The organism is Streptomyces sp. GQFP, assembly GCF_021545335.1.
Taxonomy (GTDB): domain Bacteria; phylum Actinomycetota; class Actinomycetes; order Streptomycetales; family Streptomycetaceae; genus Streptomyces.
The window spans coordinates 3,264,068-3,282,333 of sequence record NZ_CP089312.1; the positions used below are offsets into that span (position 1 = coordinate 3,264,068).

An 18,266-nucleotide genomic window follows, 5' to 3' on the forward strand; every position below is an offset into this window, starting at 1 on the left:
AGTTGAGTGTGAAAGCTCACACCTCGTTTGCCCCAGGTGATTTGAGGAAAGCCGCAGACGCGGAAGCGCCGCCCGGCTAGGCTCTTCGCCTTTGCCGGACGGCGCCAACAACTCACCAACTAGGTGAACTCTCGGGTCAGATGTGCCCGTCCTCCAGCATTTCGGTCACCAGGGCCGCGATCTGGGACCGTTCGGACCGGTTGAGGGTGACATGCGCGAAGAGCGGGTGTCCCTTCAGCTTCTCGACGACGGCGACGACACCGTCGTACCGGCCGACTCGCAGATTGTCCCGTTGTGCCACGTCATGGGTGAGAACCACCCGTGAGTTGGAGCCGATCCGGGACAGCACGGTGAGCAGGACGTTCCGCTCCAGTGACTGTGCCTCGTCCACGATCACGAACGCGTCGTGGAGCGAGCGGCCGCGGATGTGGGTGAGCGGCAGCACTTCGAGCATGCCGCGTGCGGTGATCTCCTCGATGACCTCGCGGCTGGTGACCGCGGACAGCGTGTCGAAGACCGCCTGGGCCCAGGGGCCCATCTTCTCGGACTCGGAGCCGGGCAGATAGCCCAGTTCCTGCCCGCCCACCGCGTACAGCGGCCGGAAGACCATCACCTTCTGGTGCTGCCGCCGCTCCAGCACGGCCTCGAGTCCGGCGCAGAGCGCGAGCGCCGACTTGCCGGTGCCGGCCCGGCCACCCATGGACACGATCCCGATGTCCGGATCGAGCAGGATGTCGAGCGCGATCCGCTGCTCCGCACTCCTCCCCTTGATACCGAAGACCTCGCGATCCCCTCGTACGAGGCGGACATTGCCCTCGGACGTCACGCGCCCCAGGGCCTTGCCGCGCTCCGACTGGATCGTCAGACCGGTGTGCACCGGCATCTCGGCTGCCTCGGGGACGTAGGCGTGCCCTTCCTCGAAGAGGAGGTCCACCTGCTCGCCGGCCAGGGTCAGTTCGGACATTCCGGTCCAGCCGGACGAGCCCGTGATGGCCAGCTCCGCGCGGTACTCCTCGGCGAGGAGTCCGACGGACGAGGCCTTGATCCTGAGCGGCAGGTCCTTCGACACGACGGTGACGTCGTACCCCTCGGCCTGCAGATTGCGGGCGACCGCGAGGATGCGGGAGTCGTTGTCCCCCAGGCGATAGCCGCTTGGCAGCACGCTGGGGTCCGAGTGGTTGAGCTCGACACGGACGGTTCCGCCCAGCTCCCCGATCGGAATCGGGGCGTCGAGGCGACCGAACCGGACCCGGAACTCGTCCAGCAGGCGCAGGGCCTGCCGGGCGAAGTACCCGAGTTCGGGATGGTGCCTCTTGGCCTCCAGTTCTGTGACCACGACGATCGGCAGCACGACTTCGTGCTCGTCGAAGCGGTTCAGAGCGCCTGGATCGGCCAGCAGGACGCTGGTGTCGAGAACATAGGTGCGCCGGTCTGGCATACGGCGCTTTGTGCTGGTCACCACGGAAGGACGTACCCCCTCGGATGAGGTCGGGGAGCGACGAAGGAGATCTGGACCGGTCGACGGCCGCAGTGCGCGGGCCGAGAACCGGCCCTCCGCCTGTTCGCCCGTGCTGTGACCACACGGTCGGGCTGGTGCAAAGGGCCTCCCGGGCGGACGGCCCCGTGCCGTCCGCTGAGATACGACACCCGTGGTTCGGGTGTCGACCTGCTTGGCTTATGCCCTCGAACATGCGCCGCCATGCCACGCCGCATGGCGGCGCGCTGGTGAACTCCTTGTTACTTCCGCCCCAAGGGGGGTGACTTTCACCTCATCGGGACATTACGACCGGGTACGCACCCGGTCCCGGCTCAGCTGCCGTAACGCCGGTGACGGGCCGCGTAGTCGCGCAGGGCGCGCAGGAAGTCGACCTTGCGGAAGGCCGGCCAGAAGACCTCGCAGAAGTAGTACTCCGAATGGGCGGTCTGCCAGAGCATGAACCCGGACAGCCGCTGCTCGCCGCTGGTACGGATGACGAGGTCGGGGTCGGGCTGGTCGCTGGTGTAGAGGTGCTTGCCGATCAGGTCGGTGTCGACGTTCTCGGCGAGTTCCTCCAGCGAGGTGCCCTTGTCGTGGGCGTCGAGCATCATCGAGCGGACGGCGTCGGCGATCTCCTGCCGGCCCCCGTACGCGATGGCGACGTTGACGAGTATTCCGCCCGTCACATGCGCGGTGGCCTCCTCGGCCTCCTTGAGCTGGGCCTGCAGCTGACCCGGGAGCAGATCGGGGTTGCCGACGTGGTGGACACGCCAGCGGCCGTCGGCGGCGAGGGAGGTCACGACGTCCTCGATGATCCCGAGCAGCGGTGCCAGTTCCTCCGGCGGACGGGTGAGGTTGTCCGTGGAGAGCAGCCAGAGGGTGACGACCTCGACGTCGGTCTCGGAGCACCAGCCGAGGAACTCCTCGATCTTGTCAGCGCCGGCCTTGTGCCCCTGGGCGGTGGTGGAGCCCGCGGCCTTCGCCCAGCGCCGGTTGCCGTCCACGATGACGCCGATGTGCTTGGGCACCTGGTCGTGGTCGAGGTGGCCTTCCACCCTGCGTGTGTAGACCCTGACCAGCAGCCGGCGCAGGTTGTCGCGCAGGTTCACGTGTTTGTCAGCCCCTCCGTACGGATCGGACAGGCGCGGCCGGGCGCATTCCCCTGGCGCGATTCGCTGCCCGTTTGGTGGTCCTCGGGGGCGGCTTGGGTGGCGATCCCCGGAGGGGAAGCGTACCGCTGCGGGGCGGGGGGTCCTGCGCCCGGGGGAACGGGCGCCCTGCGGCCCCCGGGAGGGGGCGGGGCGGGACTGCCCCCGGGAGGGGGCGGGGCGGGCCGGTGTCCGGGGCGGGGACGGCGGGTGGGTGTCCGGGCGATCCGGGCGGGAGGGGAGCGTCGGTATCCGGCTGCTCCGGCCGGGCACAAAAAACGGGCCGGTCCGTGGGGGGGAGACGGACCGGCCCGAGGGGGGGCTTCCACCATAACCCTTCGTGAGTGATGCCGCGTACATCGGCGCGGAACAACTACTCTCCGAAGTCGCCCGGCGACGCGCGGATGGCCCCCGGAGCCCGTTTTCCTGGTGGGATCATGGCCGGAAAACAGCTGATTCCCAGGAAAAAACCCGGGATCCGGGATGATCCATAGGGATCCGGCGGGTTTCACCCCTCTTGCGAACACACCCGTCCCACTCCAGGGCCATTCGGGCACCGGACGTGTCACGGAGGGGTCCCGGGCCCGGCATCCCTCCCAAGGGCGACCCTGTCGCGAACGCCCGCTTGACGCCGTCGCTAACTTCGCAGCCATGGCCACGTTCACCACTTCGGAGACACCCGAGCCGGTTCCGCTGGAGCTTGCCGAGTCGGGCCGGTCCCGCCGGCGCGGGCTGCTGGGCCGGGACGGAATCGAGGGCGCGTTGCTGCTGACGCCCGCGAGTTCGGTGCACACGTTCGGGATGCGGTTCGCGATCGACGTCGCCTATCTGGACGGAAAGGCGCGGGTCCGGGCGGTAAGAACCATGCGTCCGGGGCGAGTTGGACTCCCGCGCCCCTGGGTGCGGTCGGTCCTGGAGGCGGAGGCCGGGGCGCTGGAGAGGTGGGGGGTGCGGCGGGGCGTACGGCTCACGATCCGGGCGGACGACGCGGCGCCGGAGGACGGCTGAGCAGGAGCGGGGCGCTCACCGACGAGTGCGGAAGGGGTGGGCAGGGCACCGCGCAGGCCCCTCCTCTGCGCGGTACCGCCCGCGCCACTTTGCTCACGCGAATTACCTTTACCTAAATTTACGCGACACCGACCCATGCTCGCGAACCTCCGCGATAACGATGTGGAAACCTCGTGAAGCCTTTTCGGGCATACGTACACATGTCTCGCAGGCGACAAGCGGGGCCACATCCGCTTCGCCGAGATTTCGCCAATATTCGGACGGGGGTGAACGATATCCGGAAGTTTGCGGATGATAAGAGATGAGATGTGACGTTTGATGCGCATTTTTTGAGGGTGCGGCGCGGAAGGGCAGCCCGGAGCAAGGCGGCTCGCGGCGGCCCGGGCGGCAGTTACTCGCCAGTTCTGCGGCTGCGGCGGGAGGGCGGGGGAAAGGCGAGGGCAGGGCGGCGGAAGCAGGTCCTCCGGTAGGTCGTGGTCGACCGGCCGCCGCGGGAGAGGCGTGGGAGGCGTACGGGCCGGGTCAGCCGGACGGCTTGCGGGCGTCGAAGAGATGACGGCTGCTGTACGCCACGAACGACCCCTCGGCCTCGATCCGCTCGTGCAGGGCCCGGAGTTGGGGCCGGTAGGCGTCGACGGTGAACCCGGGGACCATCCAGATCACCTTGCGCAGGAAGTGCACGACGGCGGCGATGTCGTGGAACTCCATCCGCAGCCGCTCGGCCCGCAGTTCGACGATCTCCAGCCCGGCGGCTTCCGCGCCGACGCGCTCGCGGTCGGGGTGGCGGGCGTTGCGCCCCTCGTCCGGCTGCGGTCCGAGGAAGTGCTCGACGAGTTCGTACACGCTGGACGGCCCGACGTGCTGGGCGAAGTACGTACCGCCGGGTCGCAGGACGCGGGCGATCTCGGCCCAGGGCGGGGACACGGGGTGCCGGCTCACGACCAGGTCGAAGGCGCCGTCGGCGAAGGGCAGCGGCGCGTCGTCCGGTACGGCGACGACCGCGACGCCGCGCGGGTGGAGCAGCGCGGTGGCCCTGGCGACGTTCGGCGGCCAGCCCTCGGTGGCGACGGTGAGCGGGGGCAGCGTCGGGGCGGTGTTGAGCACCTCACCACCACCGGTGTGCAGGTCGAGCGCGGCGGACACCCGGGCCAGCCGCTCCCCCATGGCCCGGGCGTACCCCCAGGAGGGCCGCGCCTCGGTGGCCCGCCCCTCGAACCAGGAGAAGTCCCATCCATCGGTGGGGACGGAGGCGCCTTCGGCGAGGAGTTGTTCGAAAGTGGGGGCGAGAGCGGGCGCGTGGATGGGGTTGGGCGTGGCCATGGGGGTGATATTCGCAGGCGGTTGTCGGTGGCCGCTGATAATTTCCGCCGCGAAGACGGAAGCGGGAGATGGAGAAGGAGAGGCGGTCCGGGACATGCTGTACGCCGATGACGAGGTGACGACGCTGCGCGCGAAGCTCGACCAGGAGCGGGACGCGGTGCTGTGGAAGCTGGAGGGCCTGGACGAGGAGCAGGTCCGCAGACCGATGACACCGTCGGGGACGAGTCTGCTGGGGCTGGTGAAGCATCTGGCGTCGGTGGAGTACGGCTGGTTCGTGGAGACGTTCGGGAGGCAGACGGAACCTCTCTGGTTCGACCCGTACGTCGGGGAGGACATGAGCGCCGCCCCGGACGAGACGAAGACCCAGATCACCGACTTCTACGCCCGGGCCCGCGCCGCCGCCGACCGCGTACTGACGGAACTCCCCCTGGACACCCTGGGCAAGCCGGCCTGGCGGGACGACGAGTGCTCGCTGCGCTGGGTCCTGGTGCGCATGACGGCGGAGACGGCACGGCATGCGGGGCACATGGACATCGTGCGGGAGCTGATCGACGGGGCGACGGGAGAGTACGGGCCGTCATGACGTTGCGGAGTCCTGGATGTCATGGATGTTCTGGGCATCCGGAACGTCGAGGACGAGCAAGGTGTGTTCGTTGTCGCCGTAACGGACCGTCCCGGTGGGACGGAAGCCGTGCTTTTCGAGGAGGCGGACGGAGGCGGTGTTCTCGGCGAACGGGTCGGCGTACAGCGGCCGATTGGTCTCACGCCGCAGAAACAGCCCGAGGGCGATACTCCCAACCCCCCTCCCCCAGTACGGCCGCCCGAGCCAGTACCCGATAAACCGCCGCTCACCGAGGTCCGGATCACTGTCCCACCAGGCGACGATGCTGCCGGCGGGCTCGCCGTCCACGGTGACCGTCTGCACGAACACGGTGCTGTCGCCGAGGATCTTCGACTTCCAGTGCGCCATGAAGGCGTCCCGCGGCCGAGGCGTGAACCGCGCCCGCCGAACGGCTTCGGGATCGTGCTCATAGGCGAGAAGAAACTCCAGGTCGGCTTCGGTGACGTCGCGGAGTTGTACGTCGATGTCGGTCGTCATGGTGGGGAGTCTGGCAGGGGCCACTGACAACGCGGGGAAGACAGAAGGGGCCGGCTACACGCTGCCGGGCTCGTCGAGGAAGCGAAGCAGCACGGCGGCCTCGGCACGGAGCTGCGCGGCCCGGTCGGCGTGTGCGGGCGACGAGGTTAGCTGGGCGGCAGCGTCGAGCCGCTCGGCGACTTCAGCACGTACGACAACCTCCACACCGCTCTCGCTCAGCTCCTGCCGGACCGCTTCGGTGGCACCGGCACCAACTGGCGCCTGCTCAATGGCGACGCCACGAAGCGCGGTGTGGTCTACGGGCACGGCCTCGGCGTTGTCCAAGGCACCGAGGGTCGCGCGGAGGGCACTCACGGCGACCTTGTCCCGGGCACGCATGGCTTCGGGGAGGGCTTGACGCATACGAAGACGGAGGGACATGCGGGCGACTTAACCAACGGAGGTTCACCCAAGCCATCCGTCTGCGGGTCCGTGAGCCCCGTTGTGGCGCCTGTCTGTCGTTGTTAGCCTCACGCACGCCCGAATGATCAACTCTCGTACCCCTCAGGGGAGATGGAGATGAGCTTAATGGGAACACCCGAACGCCCGTGGGAAGCGGATTTCGCCGCCGGATTCACCCGAAGGCTGGGGAAGTCACCGCAGGAGCTGGGACTGACCAGTGCGACCGAGAGCTGCCCCGACATGTGGGAACTCAACAACGGTGACTTCGCCTGCATAGGCCGAGAAGCGACGGACGCGTACGCGGGCCGACTGCCGGCAGGCGTCTCGGTGGCGCCCGACGAGCGCGTGATAATCATCCCCCGCTCCACACTTCTGTCCGCGAAGCGGGACATCCCCGATGCCTGACAGCACTCCTCCGACGGCCATCTCCAACCTCGCGGGGGCACGGGCATCCGGCCTCCGGCTGTCTCGCGCGGACTACCTTGTCCGCTTCCGAGAGGAGTACCCGCGCTGCTCTCAGGTCGACAAGCTGGAGGCGGGGCAGAGGTTCCGTGAACCCGGATACGCACCATGGGAGGCAGCCCAGCGGGGCAACTGGGGTGAGGCCCTGCGCCTCGCCGAGGAGGAACGCCCCGCCCTGGCACGCCAGTACGAGGAGGCCGCTGCCCGCGGTTGCCGACTCCGCCGCGTACGGATCGTCGAACTCCCGCCGTCCGACTACGTACTGTGGGAGATGAGCATCCTGCGGCTGCGCGCGGAACTGGGCGAGGAGATCGGCGTCATCACATCAGCTGGTATTTCATCTGGTATTACCGCCGAGGATGGCTGGCCCGGTCCCAACCGGTCCAGCATGCAACACCCCCCCCCAGCGCATATGCCGGAACTGGTGGCCCTCGGGACCACCGCTCTGTACGAGCTGAGGTACACGCACGAGGGTGATCTCGACGGCGCGGTGCGTCACACCGATCGAGAGCTGATCGAGGCCTGCCGCCGGGATTTCGAGCAGCTCCTTGCCACAAGCGAGGAGCTGCTCACCTTCCACGACCGGGTGACCGCCCCGCTGCTGACCGCCCGGGCAGAGCGGAGGCCGGCAGATGAGCGATGAAACGCCGCAGAGCGTGGGACGCCGACGCCGCATACGGTGGTCGTCCCCCACCGTACGTATCTCCCTGACCGTCCTCGCCCTGATCTCCGCCACAGCCCTCGTCCTCCTCTCTCCCCTCGCCCTACGCGCCTTCGGCCCGAGCGGCCCCGGCTCCGACCGCGACTGGCAGCGCGTCGGCAACATCGCCCAGGCGTACGGCGCCGCGTCCGCACTGATCGCCGGGCTCGCGCTTGTGGGTGTCGGGGCGTCCCTCTTCCTCCAGGCCAGGGAGAGCAAGGCCAACCGCGAGCAGGGCGTACGCACCGCACACACCGAACTCATACGCATGGCGATGACGGACCCGGACCTCATGGCCTGCTGGGGCCGCCTGGACGGCAACGCGTCCGTGACAGCCCGACGCCAACACCTGTACCTGAACCTGGTGTTGTCCCACTGGGAGATGATGTTCGAACTGGGCACCCTGCCCGAGGAACACCTACGCCAGGGCGCCGACAGTGTCTTCGGCACGGAACCGGGTCGAGCGTTCTGGGCGGTGAGTGGGGAGGCTCGGCGGCTTGCTTCTGGGACTCGGCGGGGGCGTCGGTTTCATGCGGTGGTGGAGGGGCGGTATCGGGCTGCGGTCACACGGCACACCACATCGTGATAGCGAATCGAACAATGTCCAGAGCACGAACGGTCAAGCGGTATTTGAAGACCCCACGCCGAGAGCTGGCTGTACTCGTAACGGCGGGCACCAGAGTCACCCAGGGCCCAGGGAAGCCCGTTCACCGAGTCTTCCCTTCCCTGCCCGCCTCCTCGGCGCTCGCTCCGGGGGCGAACGGATCCTCAAAGCTGACTGTCTCCGCCACCTTGCAGAGAATTGCCCGATACTGCTCGCGCCGGGCAACAGCAGGCGTGCTCATCGTAAGAAGCGCCAAGCTCTTGCCATCCGGGTGCGGAAGGTGAGCATGGACCTGCAGCAGGGGCTCCTGGGGGAAGCCTGACTCTGCGGTCGGAGTGCGGATGGTCTCGCTGAATGAAGCCGGGCCACCGGGGAGTTCGGTGTATTCGATGTGCGTGAGGCCTTCGGCATCCGCAATGGCCCGAGCCGCGGTCACCCCGCGTGGCGCCCAGGAGGTATCAACCCACGTGACGGTGAACAAGGAAATCAGCACGCTGCCGTCTCCGTTGTCCGTGTCATCGCCGTGGACGCCCAAAGAGCAATGGACTGTCCCTTCCGCACGCATGGGGTAGAACATGCGTTGGGCAGCGACCAAGGTGGCGATGAATCGCTGGCGGGAGGCCTCGTCCGGAGCCGAACTCAGGACAGGGTCCAAGGCTTCTCTGAATTTTGTCGACTCGACGGAATTTGGAGGCGCGAGAAGCGCGTCAAGTGGCAGGGCCGTGAATCCCGCAGGCGTTGCGAACCAGATTCCATCACCGGGTTCTCTGACGCTCGGGTGGATAGCCAGGTTCGATGTACGCGTCGTCATGTTCTGTTGCCTATGCACTCTTCGCTACGCGCGGGGCTGAGAAGTGCTGTCGAGGTACTGGGCGCCAGCACGACGAGCTTGTTCGATGTCGACACTGTTCGCATCCCAGGTCTCAAGCGTGCGGCGGCTGTCGAAAACCGGACGCTGATAGAGCATGTGGAGTCGCTTGGGTGCCTCGCCACCACGGTCAGATGCCGCGACAACCGCGAGGAAGCGCGGGTCACCCGCAAACCAGAGCGGCTCGATCTCTGCTCTGCGGTGTGGCTTGGTGCGAGGTCCGTCGAGGCGCTTCAACCACCAATGCGAACGCTGATGCTTGATGAACACCATAGGGATCTTCTCTTCAGAATTGGACGGGTTCCGGAATTCGAACCACATTCCGTCGTCCTCAGCATTCGGATGCTTCCCAAGGCCACTGGGTACCGTCTTGAGCAGCCGCCATGGGTACGTCTGCAGGATGCGACGCATACGGAGAGCCGCAGGGAAGTAAGTGATCTGAACGACGAACCGGTACAAGGAATACAAAATAAACGGAAGGAACAGGAAGACGAACGCTTGAGACGTGAAGACGATCAAGATGTAGAACAGACCCGGATAAGCAACAGTCCATCCGATCTGCCCGAGAACGTTCATCGTCATGTGCCTTGTCCAGGCGGAGCGGGTGGCTTCATGATCCCAGGCAGTGGGGTGATCGGAGGGGCCCATGGGAATGCTTTCCTATCCGACGGAGGGGGTGGATGTGACGTTACTGATCCTGCTACTGGAAGATACGTCGGGCCAGATCAACGGTTTCGGCGACATCGATCGGCCCCAGGAACGTGCCGTCGACGGACGTGGCAACGTTTCCAGCAGCATCGTTCTCCAATGAGTCGACGAGGCTGGCCGACAACCCGTAGGTCGCTGTGGCGAAGCCGGCCCAAGGTGCGGCTGCCTCGGCGACATCGACAGTAGTGGCCAGGCGAGGGGCCTTCGTTACCACCCATTCCGTGAACGGGTTCGTCAGGCCGGTGAATTCCTTGGCAGCTTCCATCGACTTTCCTCCTGCCGCCGCCAGACGCTCACCGAGCGTCAGCGCCTCGCCCGCTGCGCTGACACCGCGCAGGGCGACGGGCACCCCCTTCACCACAGCTCCGACTCCCGGCAAAGCGCCCAGAGCGTCTGCCGTCAAACCGACCATGTTCGCCCAAAAGTCGGCGTCGAGCTCCCCCTTGGTGAACCCGTCCTTGAGCGACGCCCAGATCTCTGGCTTCATCGTCAGTTTGGTGGCGACAGCCGCCGCGCTCAGCGCAGCCGCGGCCAGGAGCAGTACAGCCGCCGCAGTTCCGCCTGTGGCTACGAAAAGGATCGCGATGCCCAGCCCAGCCGCAGCCCAACTGAGAATGTCCGGCAGGTTGTCGGTGACCCAGTCCAATGCTTCGTCGAAGAACCCCGGCTCGTGAGGCGCCAGTTTCTCCGTCGCGTCACTGATCTTGCCTGCCCGGTACCGGGCCTTGTCCTCGTGTTCCTCAGCGAGCTTCTTCGCCTTGCCGATGACCGCGTCAAGGGCAGCCTGCGCCTCCTCCATGGCCGTATTCGCATGGGTCAGAGACTTCTGTGCCTCATCATGGCGGGAACCCTTCTTGTCCAGATCCGGGTCGGCCTCCGCCTTGGTCGCCCGGCCCTTGGCCGTGTCCAGAGCATCCTGCGCGTCCTTCGCATCCGCCTCCAAACGCTTGGCTCGGCGCTGGAAGTCTTCGAGTTCGCCTTCCCACCGGTCGAGTTGCCGGGCGGCCTTGCGGATGGAATGTGCAGCGTTTTTCAGATTGAGCGGCAACGGACCGCCGTCGAGCTCCTCCCGGAAGGCCACGGCCGCGTCACCCTGCCAATAGCTACCGTCCATCAGCTTGGTCACCAGGCCATGGGAGTCTTCCAGGACCTTGGCACAGTTGGCGAGCTTGGCATAGAGGCCGTGGACGATGTCTGTACTGCCCGGCGCAGGATTGAAGCCAAGGTTCGGGTAAGCAACGCCCGAGACACCCGGATGCGACTTGAGCCCTTGGGGCTTGTCAAGGTCGGCGCGGGCCTGCGAGTCGAGGAGCCCGTTCGACTGCTCGATGCCAGAAGGGTAGGTCACTTCGAATCTCCCCCTTTGCCCTTGCCCTCCTGGGCCTTCTTCAGCGCCTCTTCCAGCGCCTTGTCCACCTCGTTGTAGCTGTCCTTGCTCTTTCCGATGATCTTGGCAAGGTTCTCGGTCTGCTCACCGATCTGCTCTGTGCCGTACTTCCAGTCCTCCTGGAAGTCTTGGCACGCGGAGTCCAGGTCGTCCGTACCGAGTCCGCTGACATTGGCATCGCTCAAAGCCTTACGCAGACCCTTCAATGAAGTACTGGATTTCTTGAGCAACTTCATGAAGTGCGCGAGCTCATCGTCATCAACGGCCAACCGGTCCGCCACGCGCTCGTCCCCTCTCCCTGTCCCCTGCTGCCACGAGTAGGGCACCGGCAGGGAACTCTAACCGTTCCGCTTGCGAGACATCGCATGGATGCCCGCCTCCTGCACGGGAGTGGGCATCTCGCGACAGTTCCTTCACGACGCTCAGCGGTTGACAGCTTGGATTTCCTGGACGACGACATCCTGGGTCGCGCCGAAGTTGCCGTCCGGAAGGTCATCCCCCGCGCCGCCGGAACCAGTCCAGGTGATCTTCCAAGTGACCGTTGCCCTGAGGGGGAACGTGCCGTCACCGGAGGAACGCAGGTACTTCACACCGCAAGGCGGGGTCTGGGCGGCCTTGCCCGCAGCGTACGGCTCGCCGATGCTGCCGTTGTTGATCTCGCAGACGCCGGAAGCCGGGTACGTCATCGCATCAGCGGTGCCTGGCTCGATCCTGAGTGACATTGGTGTTGCCGTCGCAGTCGCGTAGATGTCCAGCACCGGTACGGACGCCGTGACGGAGACCGGCTTGAAGTCAGCACCATCCAGCCAGGCCCAAGTGGGGAGGTTGACCTTGGTTTCGCCGGCGGGGGCGAGGGTCACTTTGGTGGAGGGGACGCGGATCTCGTTGTAGGCGAGTCCGGCGAGGATTTCCGGGGTGATCGTGTTGGGGATGTTCGCGGGCGGGTCGTCACCCGTGTCGACCCAGAAGTAGTCCTCGGTGCAGGAGTCCCAGCCCGGCGGGTAGGACTTGTTGACGTACGAGCCCCACCAGTAGCCCTTGCCGGTCTTGTCCTTGTTGAAGTCCTTCGAGGGATCGTCCTCGTTGAGGTACTTCTTCCGCTGCGCGACATCCCACTCGTTCCCCGTGGACCCCGCCTCCCAGACCGGTACCTTGACCTCCTCCAACTCGGCGGGCGTATAGGTCGGCGCATACCAACACGCAGGCGGCGTCCAGGGCGTTGTCGACGTCAGTACGCCCGTGGAACTGCCGCTGCCGTTCTTCGAACGGTCGAACTGGACGTCGCCCACGGACACGAAGAGGTTGCCCTCTGCGTCGGAATTGGCCTTCTGGGTCGGCTGGGAGGCGTTTCCGTTCTCGCCTCGCTCTGCAAAAGCTGCATCGGAAGCAAATAGAGAAGTGAATGCCAGTGCAAGGACCGTTCCCATCCTGGCCGAGTTCCTTACGGCTGGCATGCCTTGTCCCCCCTGTTCGAGACAATAGCGGTGGTCTGCCAAACACCGTCGGCATTTTTGGTGAGGCCGGTGTTGTAGAGCACGTAGGCGTTCGCCGTTGCCGGGGACCTGTCGACTTTTCCTGTCTTCTTGTCCTTGATGTAGGACTTGCTTTCGTCGGAGCAGTATGTGACGTAGGCCTTGCTGTCTCCGGAGAGAGTCACCTTGTAGTCGAAGTACCGGGTTTCCCCGACCCAGGTCTCGCCATCGTCGATGTACTTCTGCGCGTATGTGATGTACGCGCCCAGAGCCTTGTCCGCGTTGTAGAAGCCCAGCGCCTTCGTGCCCGTACTCCCCTCAAAGATCGCTTCGTCCACAGAGTTGACACTCTGCGCACTGTCAGCGAGGGCAGCGTCCTTCTTCGCGTCGCCCGTCTTCTCGTACTCGAAGACGTTCTTCGCGTCGGACGGGAAGACAATCTTCGGGCGGTCGACGGAGTCCGACGCGCTCGGGCTCGACGATGGGGACGCCGGCGTCTCGCTCCCGGTGTCGGCTCCCGCAATCTTGTCGTTGTCCTTGTCGTTGGAGCTGTCATCACTCCCGCATGCGGACAGCGACAAAGCCGCGGCAGCGGTCAGCGCGATCGCTGCGAGCAGCATGGGACGGCGGGTCACGGTCAACTCCCGGTGGGGCGAGGCTTCTCATTGGCGAAGCAACGCTATCCGCCAACGCCTGGAGAGACCAGGTTGAAGCCTGTCAACCAGCGGGACGTACTGACTCAAACCGGCCAGTAGCTCGCCCACTTGGCCCGCAACAGTTACATAACGCGGCAGCCTGCTCACCGCACTACGCGATGAGCAGGCCGTTTAGCGGTTGCACCGCAAATGGGCGAAGACCTGCTCCTGCGACCTACGCCACCCACTAGCCGAAGGTCACGGCGTTGACGCCGTCGACCGCCGCATGCAGATTCACCGTGACGTCCAGTACTCAAGCCAACTGGGCCAGCAAGTCAGCAGTGACAAGCAGCATGCCCACCCAGTTCCAGCGACCCCACCGCGTCGGGAGGCCATTCCGAGGGGGCTCCCCGGGTCGACATTGCCACGCCCAGTCCCACTTCACCCGGTCGCGCGCTCCACCGCCGCCCCGTACGTCCGCGCCCCCGACCTCGGCAACACCGCCCACAGACGCGTACCGCCGCCCGGTTCCCGGGCGGCGTCGAAGCCCCAGTCGCCCTGGCAGGTGCGAACCACGCATGCCAGTACGCGCAGGGTCGCGCGGCGCCTGGCGTCGCAGGCCGCCGACAAACGGGGGTGGGTGTGGCTGGGGTGGGCGTCGTAGAGGATCACGCGCAGCGCCCCGTCGCGGTAGCGGAGCGAGACGTAGATGTCGTCGGCAGTCGTGAAACGGCAGGCGCAGGACGTCAGTTCGCTCACGACTTGGACGACCGCGTTGGTCATGTCGTGCAGGCCATGCCTGTGCAGCACCGCACGGGCAGCCGCCCTCGCGATCGCCGCGCTCGTCGGCGCGGCGGGCAGGGTGAGGCTGTATGCGAGTTTCTCCGGCCCGGGTGCCGAGGTGGGCAGGGGGTCGATGGGCAGCGGGCAAGTAGTCGCGGGTACAGGTGCAGGTGCGGTCACGGCAACTCCATTGCTCGAGTGGCACGTTCGAGGCGATTCGACGCGGGTGCGAGTGCGTACAGCCGGCGGCCCGTCTCCCTGACGCGGGCCCGCCCCTCCCAGGGAAGGAGGTACGGGCAGGCTCGCGCGATGCACTTCCGGCAGTGCGGTAGGTAGTCACTACGTCACCGAAGGTAGATCTCTAGAAGTCACAGTGTCCATTACTTCAGGGATAATTACCCCCAAGGAGTGGACCGGAAGGAGGCTCAATGGGCAGACTGTGAGCCATCCAGGGCCAGAAGGGATGGCATGTCGACCAGGACCACGCCAACAGAGCGGCAGAAGCGGCTCGGCGCCGAGATGCGCAAGATGCGTCTCGCGGCCGGATGTACGACCGAGTACGCAGCCGGGCTGCTCGGCATCGACCGGACCAGGCTGTCCAACATGGAGTCCGGGATCCGGCCGTTCTCAGCAGAGCGCGTCCGCACACTCGCCTGCAACTACGCCTGCGCGGACGCGCGTTACGTTGAGGCGCTCTCAGCCATGGCCGACACGGTCGGCAGCAAGGAACGCGGGTGGTGGGAGAAGCACCGGGGCAGCCTGCCCGCAGGTCTGCTGGACATCGCGGAGTTGGAGTGGTTCGCCACCCGTGTTCGCACCGTCCAGGTCATGCACGTACCTGGCCTGCTCCAGACTGAGGAGTACGCCCGATCTGTCTTCGCCTCAGTCCTACCGCCCCTGACCCGACTACAGATCGAGTTGCGCGTCGCCCACCGCATGGAGCGTCAACAGGTCTTCGAGCGTTCCACACCCCTGTCGTACGCCGCTTTCGTCCACGAAGCCGCCCTGCGTATGCCCTTCGGTGGCACCGGAGTCACCCGCGAGCAGCTCAAGCAGCTGTGCATGCAGTCCGAGTGCGAGAACGTCGAGGTGCGGGTCGTTCCGTTCAGCACAGGCGGATTTCCCGGAGCGGGGCATGCGCTGCTGTACGCAGACGGGGTGACAGCTCAACTCGACACCGTGCAGCTCGACTCCGCACACGGGCCCGAATTCACGCACGCCGAAGCGCAGCTCAGCAAGTACCGTGTCCACCTGGACTGGATGGACAACGCGGCGCTGGCGCAGGTGGCTTCCCGTGACCTCATCCACCAGATCGCCCGCGACCTTTAGGGGAGAGATCGTGACCGGCATCCACTGGGAAGAGCCCTTCTGCGGCGAGGGCAACAACTGCTTCCGTCTTGGTACCGACGACGACGGCAACGCCTACATAGCCGTCGCGGGTCAGGAAGAGCGCTATCTGACGGACAGCCGCGAGGCCCTCCTCGCGCTGGTCCGGGACATCAAGGCAGGGAAGGCGGACCACCTGGTATGACGCTTTCACACCATGCCGCGTCCATCACGTGTCGTCCGGTCTGCCCGCGAAGGATCCCCCTATCCAGAAAGCCAGCTCCTTTTGTTCCTTGCTCAGTGACCGTCGTATCGCGTTGACCAACTGCACCTGCGCCTCGGCCGGCGCTCTGTTGGCCTCGGCGAACTCCTCCACGCTCAGTGGGTCTCGTGACGGATCGCGTGCCGGGTCGCGTGCCACCTGGTCCAGGAACGTACCGATCGCCTTGCCGAAGTTGTCGATCTCCGTCGCGACCGCCGCGGGGGCGACCAGGCTGGCGCGGGTCAGGGCCGCGCTCCACTCGCTCCAGTCGTAATCCCATCCCTGTCGGCCGGCGTGGGCGCGGCTGAGGATCATCGTGAACTTGGCGTAGTGGCTGATCAGTTCCTGGTAGGCGATCAGTTGCTTGTCCCGCAGCCACTGACGGTCCTGGGCCCGATGCGTGACGATGCCGCCGACCAGGACCCCGGCCGTTGCGGCCAGTGCTCCGGCGGCCGTTGTCACCAGTGTGTCCAGCAGTGGCATCTGCCGCCCCGCATCCCCTGTCACTCGAAGCTGTCGGCCTCACTCCCCCTTCTGGAACGTCACCTCCACCCGCCGGTTCTTGCGCCTGCCCTGTTCCGAGGTGTTGTCCGCGATCGGGTAGTCCTCGCTGTAGCCGCGTACCTGGAAGGTGACGTCTCCGCCCAGGCCGGCGGCCAGTTCGTCGTGGACGACCTCCGCGCGGTTCTTGGAGAGGGTCAGGCCGTGGGCGTACGAGCCGAGGTTGTCGGTGAAGCCGAAGACTCTGACGTTCGTGGCCTTCTGGGCCTTGATCTCGTCGGCGATCGCCTGGATGCGGGAGCGGGCCTCCGGGTTGAGTTTCGAGCTGTCCTTGGGGAACAGGACCTCTGCCTGGAGTGCGAACGTCACGGTTTCGTTCGTGTCCACCCGGCGTTCCTCGCCGCCCATGTCCTCCACGATCGACTTGATGTCCAGGACCTTGGCGGCGGCGAGCGTGGCGCCGTCGGCCAGTTTCAGGCCGGGGCTGTTGGGGTCCACTTCCGGGGGTGGGGATGTTGTGACGCTGCCTGGGGGTGCGCTTGGGTCATCGTCGGCCTGTGCCACGGGGGTGGCCAATGTGAGCGTCGCCAGGACTGCCAGGGCCGTGACCGTGGTCGCCGTGAGGCGGTAGCTGCGAGTCATCGTCACTCGCCCTCGGAGATCTCGATGGACGCCGGGGGCATGGAACCGACCTGGAAGTCGACGTTGGTCGTGCCTTCGGGCGGAGCGGGGAATTGGGCGAACCACTCCGTGGTGTCACCCGTTCCGACGCCTCCGGTGAACCTCGTGCACAAGCAGCGCCCTTCCGTATCACGCAGTACGAGGTACTTCTTCTTGCCGGCCGTGTCGAGAAGACTCGCGCCCGCGATCGACCCGCCGTTCTTGACGAGTTCGTTCTCGTCACCGCGCCAATCCGCACCGACCCACGGCGCGCCAGTGCCGTTGGTCACCTTGCCTTCAACGGTGACGAAGCCGCCTTCGTCGCGAGAAGCCGACATGACCTGGAGCGTCAGGCCTCCTGCCTTGACCTCGGCCAACACCGGGTCTGCTGCGGGGGCTTGGGACTCTTCCTTGTCTGCATCTCCCTGGTCCTTGGCGGACGGGGTGGAGGAAGAACCCGTACTCGACGCCTTGTCGTCATCGCCTCCGCCGCCGCAGCCGGCCACCGCGAGAAGCAACCCCGTCGTGATCGCCACTGTCGACAGCGCCCTGCGGCTCTTCTTGGTGCGCCGGAAATCCATCGGTACGGCTTCCTCTCACTCGGCCAGATACACAGAGAACAGCACGGATGCGTCAGGAAAGTCGGCCGGATTGAAGTTTCCGGGGTCGATGGTCACGATCTGGCCGTCACAGTTCAGATCGACCGGCAGCGTGGGATCCGCATCGGGATCGAAATCGCAGCGCGGCTGGATGACGGCGATGGCGTCGGCATTGGCGTGCATGCCCTCCGTGCCCGGAATGATCGAGGCGCCGACCGTATTGTTGGTCTCGACTGCGACCCGGAACCCGGGGAAACCATCCCTCTCGACAGGTTCAGCGCCGCCCTGAACGGTCGAGCCGTTCTCGACGGCCAGTGCCTGCGCAGCCGCTGTGGCCCCGACGCCCGGTGGATCCTGGCCGTCCAGCCAGTCGAGCCAGTCGTTGCCCTGTCCGATCGCACCCGTCAGGGAGTCCACCAGTTCGTCCCGGGCGTCCTGCGCCGCCGCCAACGCCGCAGCGTCCGCCGCGGATTGAGCTCCATTACGGACGGACGCTGCTTGGGCGAACACGAAGAACGCGACCGCCGCGAAGAGCAGAATCCCTGTCAGCCAGATGTAGATGGGGAGAGTCTGTCCTCGGTCGTCGCGTGGTTCGGGAACCCTCAGCCGCCAATGACGTTGGTTACGGCTGTCAGGATCGCCTGCGAGATCAACCCGTCCAGCCCCAACCCGTCGATCAGCGTAAAGATCCCCGCAATGATGATCATGAGGCCCGCATACTCCACGAACCCGGCCCCCGCGTCCCGTCCCTTCCCGCGCATCCGGGAGACAACGGTCCGCGCCCACCTGTTGACCTTCATCATGGC

At 66.2% G+C, this 18,266-nt stretch carries 24 protein-coding genes; 7 read left to right on the top strand and 17 right to left on the bottom strand.

Features of this window, described 5'->3' with window-relative positions:
- Positions 1–136 precede the first annotated feature (136 nt).
- Both LUX31_RS14200 and LUX31_RS14205 read right to left on the bottom strand, forming a co-directional pair.
- Positions 137–1,462 (bottom strand): PhoH family protein, encoded by a 1,326-nt coding sequence (locus LUX31_RS14200; RefSeq protein ID WP_235475148.1) that lies wholly within the window; start codon positions 1,460–1,462, stop codon positions 137–139.
- 347 nt (positions 1,463–1,809) lie between these two features.
- The gene (locus tag LUX31_RS14205) at positions 1,810–2,586 is read right to left on the bottom strand and encodes an isoprenyl transferase (protein ID WP_235475149.1); all 777 of its coding nucleotides are present in this window, start codon (positions 2,584–2,586) and stop codon (positions 1,810–1,812) included.
- A 690-nt stretch (positions 2,587–3,276) separates the two neighbouring features.
- Between LUX31_RS14205 and LUX31_RS14210 the strand changes: the two genes are divergently transcribed.
- Entirely contained in the window at positions 3,277–3,633 is a 357-nt protein-coding gene (locus tag LUX31_RS14210) for a DUF192 domain-containing protein (RefSeq protein WP_235475150.1), read from the top strand.
- Positions 3,634–4,155: 522 nt separating this feature from the next.
- Here the strand turns inward: LUX31_RS14210 and LUX31_RS14215 are convergent.
- A complete protein-coding gene (locus LUX31_RS14215) occupies positions 4,156–4,953 on the bottom strand; it encodes a class I SAM-dependent methyltransferase (protein WP_235475151.1) in 798 nt (265 codons plus the stop codon).
- 94 nt (positions 4,954–5,047) lie between these two features.
- Between LUX31_RS14215 and LUX31_RS14220 the strand changes: the two genes are divergently transcribed.
- Entirely contained in the window at positions 5,048–5,536 is a 489-nt protein-coding gene (locus tag LUX31_RS14220; protein ID WP_235475152.1) for a DinB family protein, read from the top strand.
- Here the strand turns inward: LUX31_RS14220 and LUX31_RS14225 are convergent.
- The gene (locus LUX31_RS14225; RefSeq protein ID WP_235475153.1) at positions 5,531–6,052 is read right to left on the bottom strand and encodes a GNAT family N-acetyltransferase; all 522 of its coding nucleotides are present in this window, start codon (positions 6,050–6,052) and stop codon (positions 5,531–5,533) included. The genes LUX31_RS14220 and LUX31_RS14225 overlap by 6 nt on opposite strands.
- A gap of 54 nt (positions 6,053–6,106) precedes the next feature.
- Positions 6,107–6,430 (bottom strand): hypothetical protein, encoded by a 324-nt coding sequence (locus LUX31_RS14230; protein WP_235479914.1) that lies wholly within the window; start codon positions 6,428–6,430, stop codon positions 6,107–6,109.
- Positions 6,431–6,619: 189 nt separating this feature from the next.
- Between LUX31_RS14230 and LUX31_RS14235 the strand changes: the two genes are divergently transcribed.
- The 3 genes from LUX31_RS14235 to LUX31_RS14245 are packed head-to-tail and all read left to right on the top strand — an operon-like array spanning position 6,620 to position 8,241.
- A complete protein-coding gene (locus LUX31_RS14235; protein ID WP_235475154.1) occupies positions 6,620–6,898 on the top strand; it encodes a hypothetical protein in 279 nt (92 codons plus the stop codon).
- Complete coding sequence (locus LUX31_RS14240) at positions 6,891–7,598, top strand: DUF6879 family protein (RefSeq protein WP_235475155.1); 708 nt, start codon at positions 6,891–6,893, stop codon at positions 7,596–7,598. The genes LUX31_RS14235 and LUX31_RS14240 overlap by 8 nt, the downstream gene beginning before the upstream one ends.
- Positions 7,588–8,241: a DUF6082 family protein gene (locus LUX31_RS14245; RefSeq protein WP_235475156.1), complete on the top strand. Its 654-nt coding sequence runs from the start codon at positions 7,588–7,590 to the stop codon at positions 8,239–8,241. The genes LUX31_RS14240 and LUX31_RS14245 overlap by 11 nt, the downstream gene beginning before the upstream one ends.
- 121 nt (positions 8,242–8,362) lie before the next feature.
- On the opposite strand, the gene LUX31_RS14250 is transcribed toward LUX31_RS14245, so the two are convergent.
- The 7 genes from LUX31_RS14250 to LUX31_RS14280 all read right to left on the bottom strand — a co-directional run bounded on the left by LUX31_RS14250 (position 8,363) and on the right by LUX31_RS14280 (position 14,292).
- Positions 8,363–9,070, bottom strand: coding sequence for a hypothetical protein (locus tag LUX31_RS14250; protein ID WP_235475157.1), 708 nt, complete (start codon positions 9,068–9,070; stop codon positions 8,363–8,365).
- Between the two features lie 24 nt (positions 9,071–9,094).
- Positions 9,095–9,709: a hypothetical protein gene (locus LUX31_RS14255; RefSeq protein ID WP_235475158.1), complete on the bottom strand. Its 615-nt coding sequence runs from the start codon at positions 9,707–9,709 to the stop codon at positions 9,095–9,097.
- A gap of 118 nt (positions 9,710–9,827) precedes the next feature.
- Complete coding sequence (locus tag LUX31_RS14260; protein WP_235475159.1) at positions 9,828–11,183, bottom strand: hypothetical protein; 1,356 nt, start codon at positions 11,181–11,183, stop codon at positions 9,828–9,830.
- On the bottom strand, positions 11,180–11,503 hold the full coding sequence (locus LUX31_RS14265) for a hypothetical protein (RefSeq protein ID WP_235475160.1): 324 nt from the start codon (positions 11,501–11,503) through the stop codon (positions 11,180–11,182). The genes LUX31_RS14260 and LUX31_RS14265 overlap by 4 nt, the downstream gene beginning before the upstream one ends.
- Positions 11,504–11,644: 141 nt before the next feature.
- Complete coding sequence (locus LUX31_RS14270) at positions 11,645–12,676, bottom strand: hypothetical protein (RefSeq protein WP_443045960.1); 1,032 nt, start codon at positions 12,674–12,676, stop codon at positions 11,645–11,647.
- The gene (locus LUX31_RS14275; RefSeq protein WP_235475162.1) at positions 12,664–13,314 is read right to left on the bottom strand and encodes a hypothetical protein; all 651 of its coding nucleotides are present in this window, start codon (positions 13,312–13,314) and stop codon (positions 12,664–12,666) included. The genes LUX31_RS14270 and LUX31_RS14275 overlap by 13 nt, the downstream gene beginning before the upstream one ends.
- Before the next feature lie 456 nt (positions 13,315–13,770).
- Positions 13,771–14,292, bottom strand: coding sequence for an ATP-binding protein (locus tag LUX31_RS14280; RefSeq protein WP_443045961.1), 522 nt, complete (start codon positions 14,290–14,292; stop codon positions 13,771–13,773).
- 288 nt (positions 14,293–14,580) lie between these two features.
- Between LUX31_RS14280 and LUX31_RS14285 the strand changes: the two genes are divergently transcribed.
- On the top strand, positions 14,581–15,441 hold the full coding sequence (locus tag LUX31_RS14285; protein ID WP_235475163.1) for a helix-turn-helix domain-containing protein: 861 nt from the start codon (positions 14,581–14,583) through the stop codon (positions 15,439–15,441).
- 10 nt (positions 15,442–15,451) lie between these two features.
- Entirely contained in the window at positions 15,452–15,643 is a 192-nt protein-coding gene (locus LUX31_RS14290) for a hypothetical protein (protein WP_164315744.1), read from the top strand.
- Between the two features lie 24 nt (positions 15,644–15,667).
- Here LUX31_RS14290 and LUX31_RS14295 read toward each other — a convergent pair whose 3' ends face one another.
- From LUX31_RS14295 to LUX31_RS14315, 5 genes are read right to left on the bottom strand one after another with little or no spacing between them, the layout of a single operon-like run.
- A complete protein-coding gene (locus LUX31_RS14295; protein ID WP_235475164.1) occupies positions 15,668–16,183 on the bottom strand; it encodes a hypothetical protein in 516 nt (171 codons plus the stop codon).
- Between the two features lie 39 nt (positions 16,184–16,222).
- A complete protein-coding gene (locus LUX31_RS14300) occupies positions 16,223–16,843 on the bottom strand; it encodes an OmpA family protein (protein ID WP_235475165.1) in 621 nt (206 codons plus the stop codon).
- Between the two features lie 2 nt (positions 16,844–16,845).
- Positions 16,846–17,442 (bottom strand): hypothetical protein, encoded by a 597-nt coding sequence (locus LUX31_RS14305; RefSeq protein WP_235475166.1) that lies wholly within the window; start codon positions 17,440–17,442, stop codon positions 16,846–16,848.
- Between the two features lie 15 nt (positions 17,443–17,457).
- The gene (locus LUX31_RS14310) at positions 17,458–18,066 is read right to left on the bottom strand and encodes a pilus assembly protein TadG-related protein (protein WP_268828258.1); all 609 of its coding nucleotides are present in this window, start codon (positions 18,064–18,066) and stop codon (positions 17,458–17,460) included.
- Positions 18,063–18,263 carry a hypothetical protein gene (locus tag LUX31_RS14315; protein ID WP_235475167.1) on the bottom strand — a complete coding sequence of 67 codons (201 nt, stop codon included), beginning with the start codon at positions 18,261–18,263 and terminating at the stop codon, positions 18,063–18,065. The genes LUX31_RS14310 and LUX31_RS14315 overlap by 4 nt, the downstream gene beginning before the upstream one ends.
- Positions 18,264–18,266: the final 3 nt, after the last annotated feature.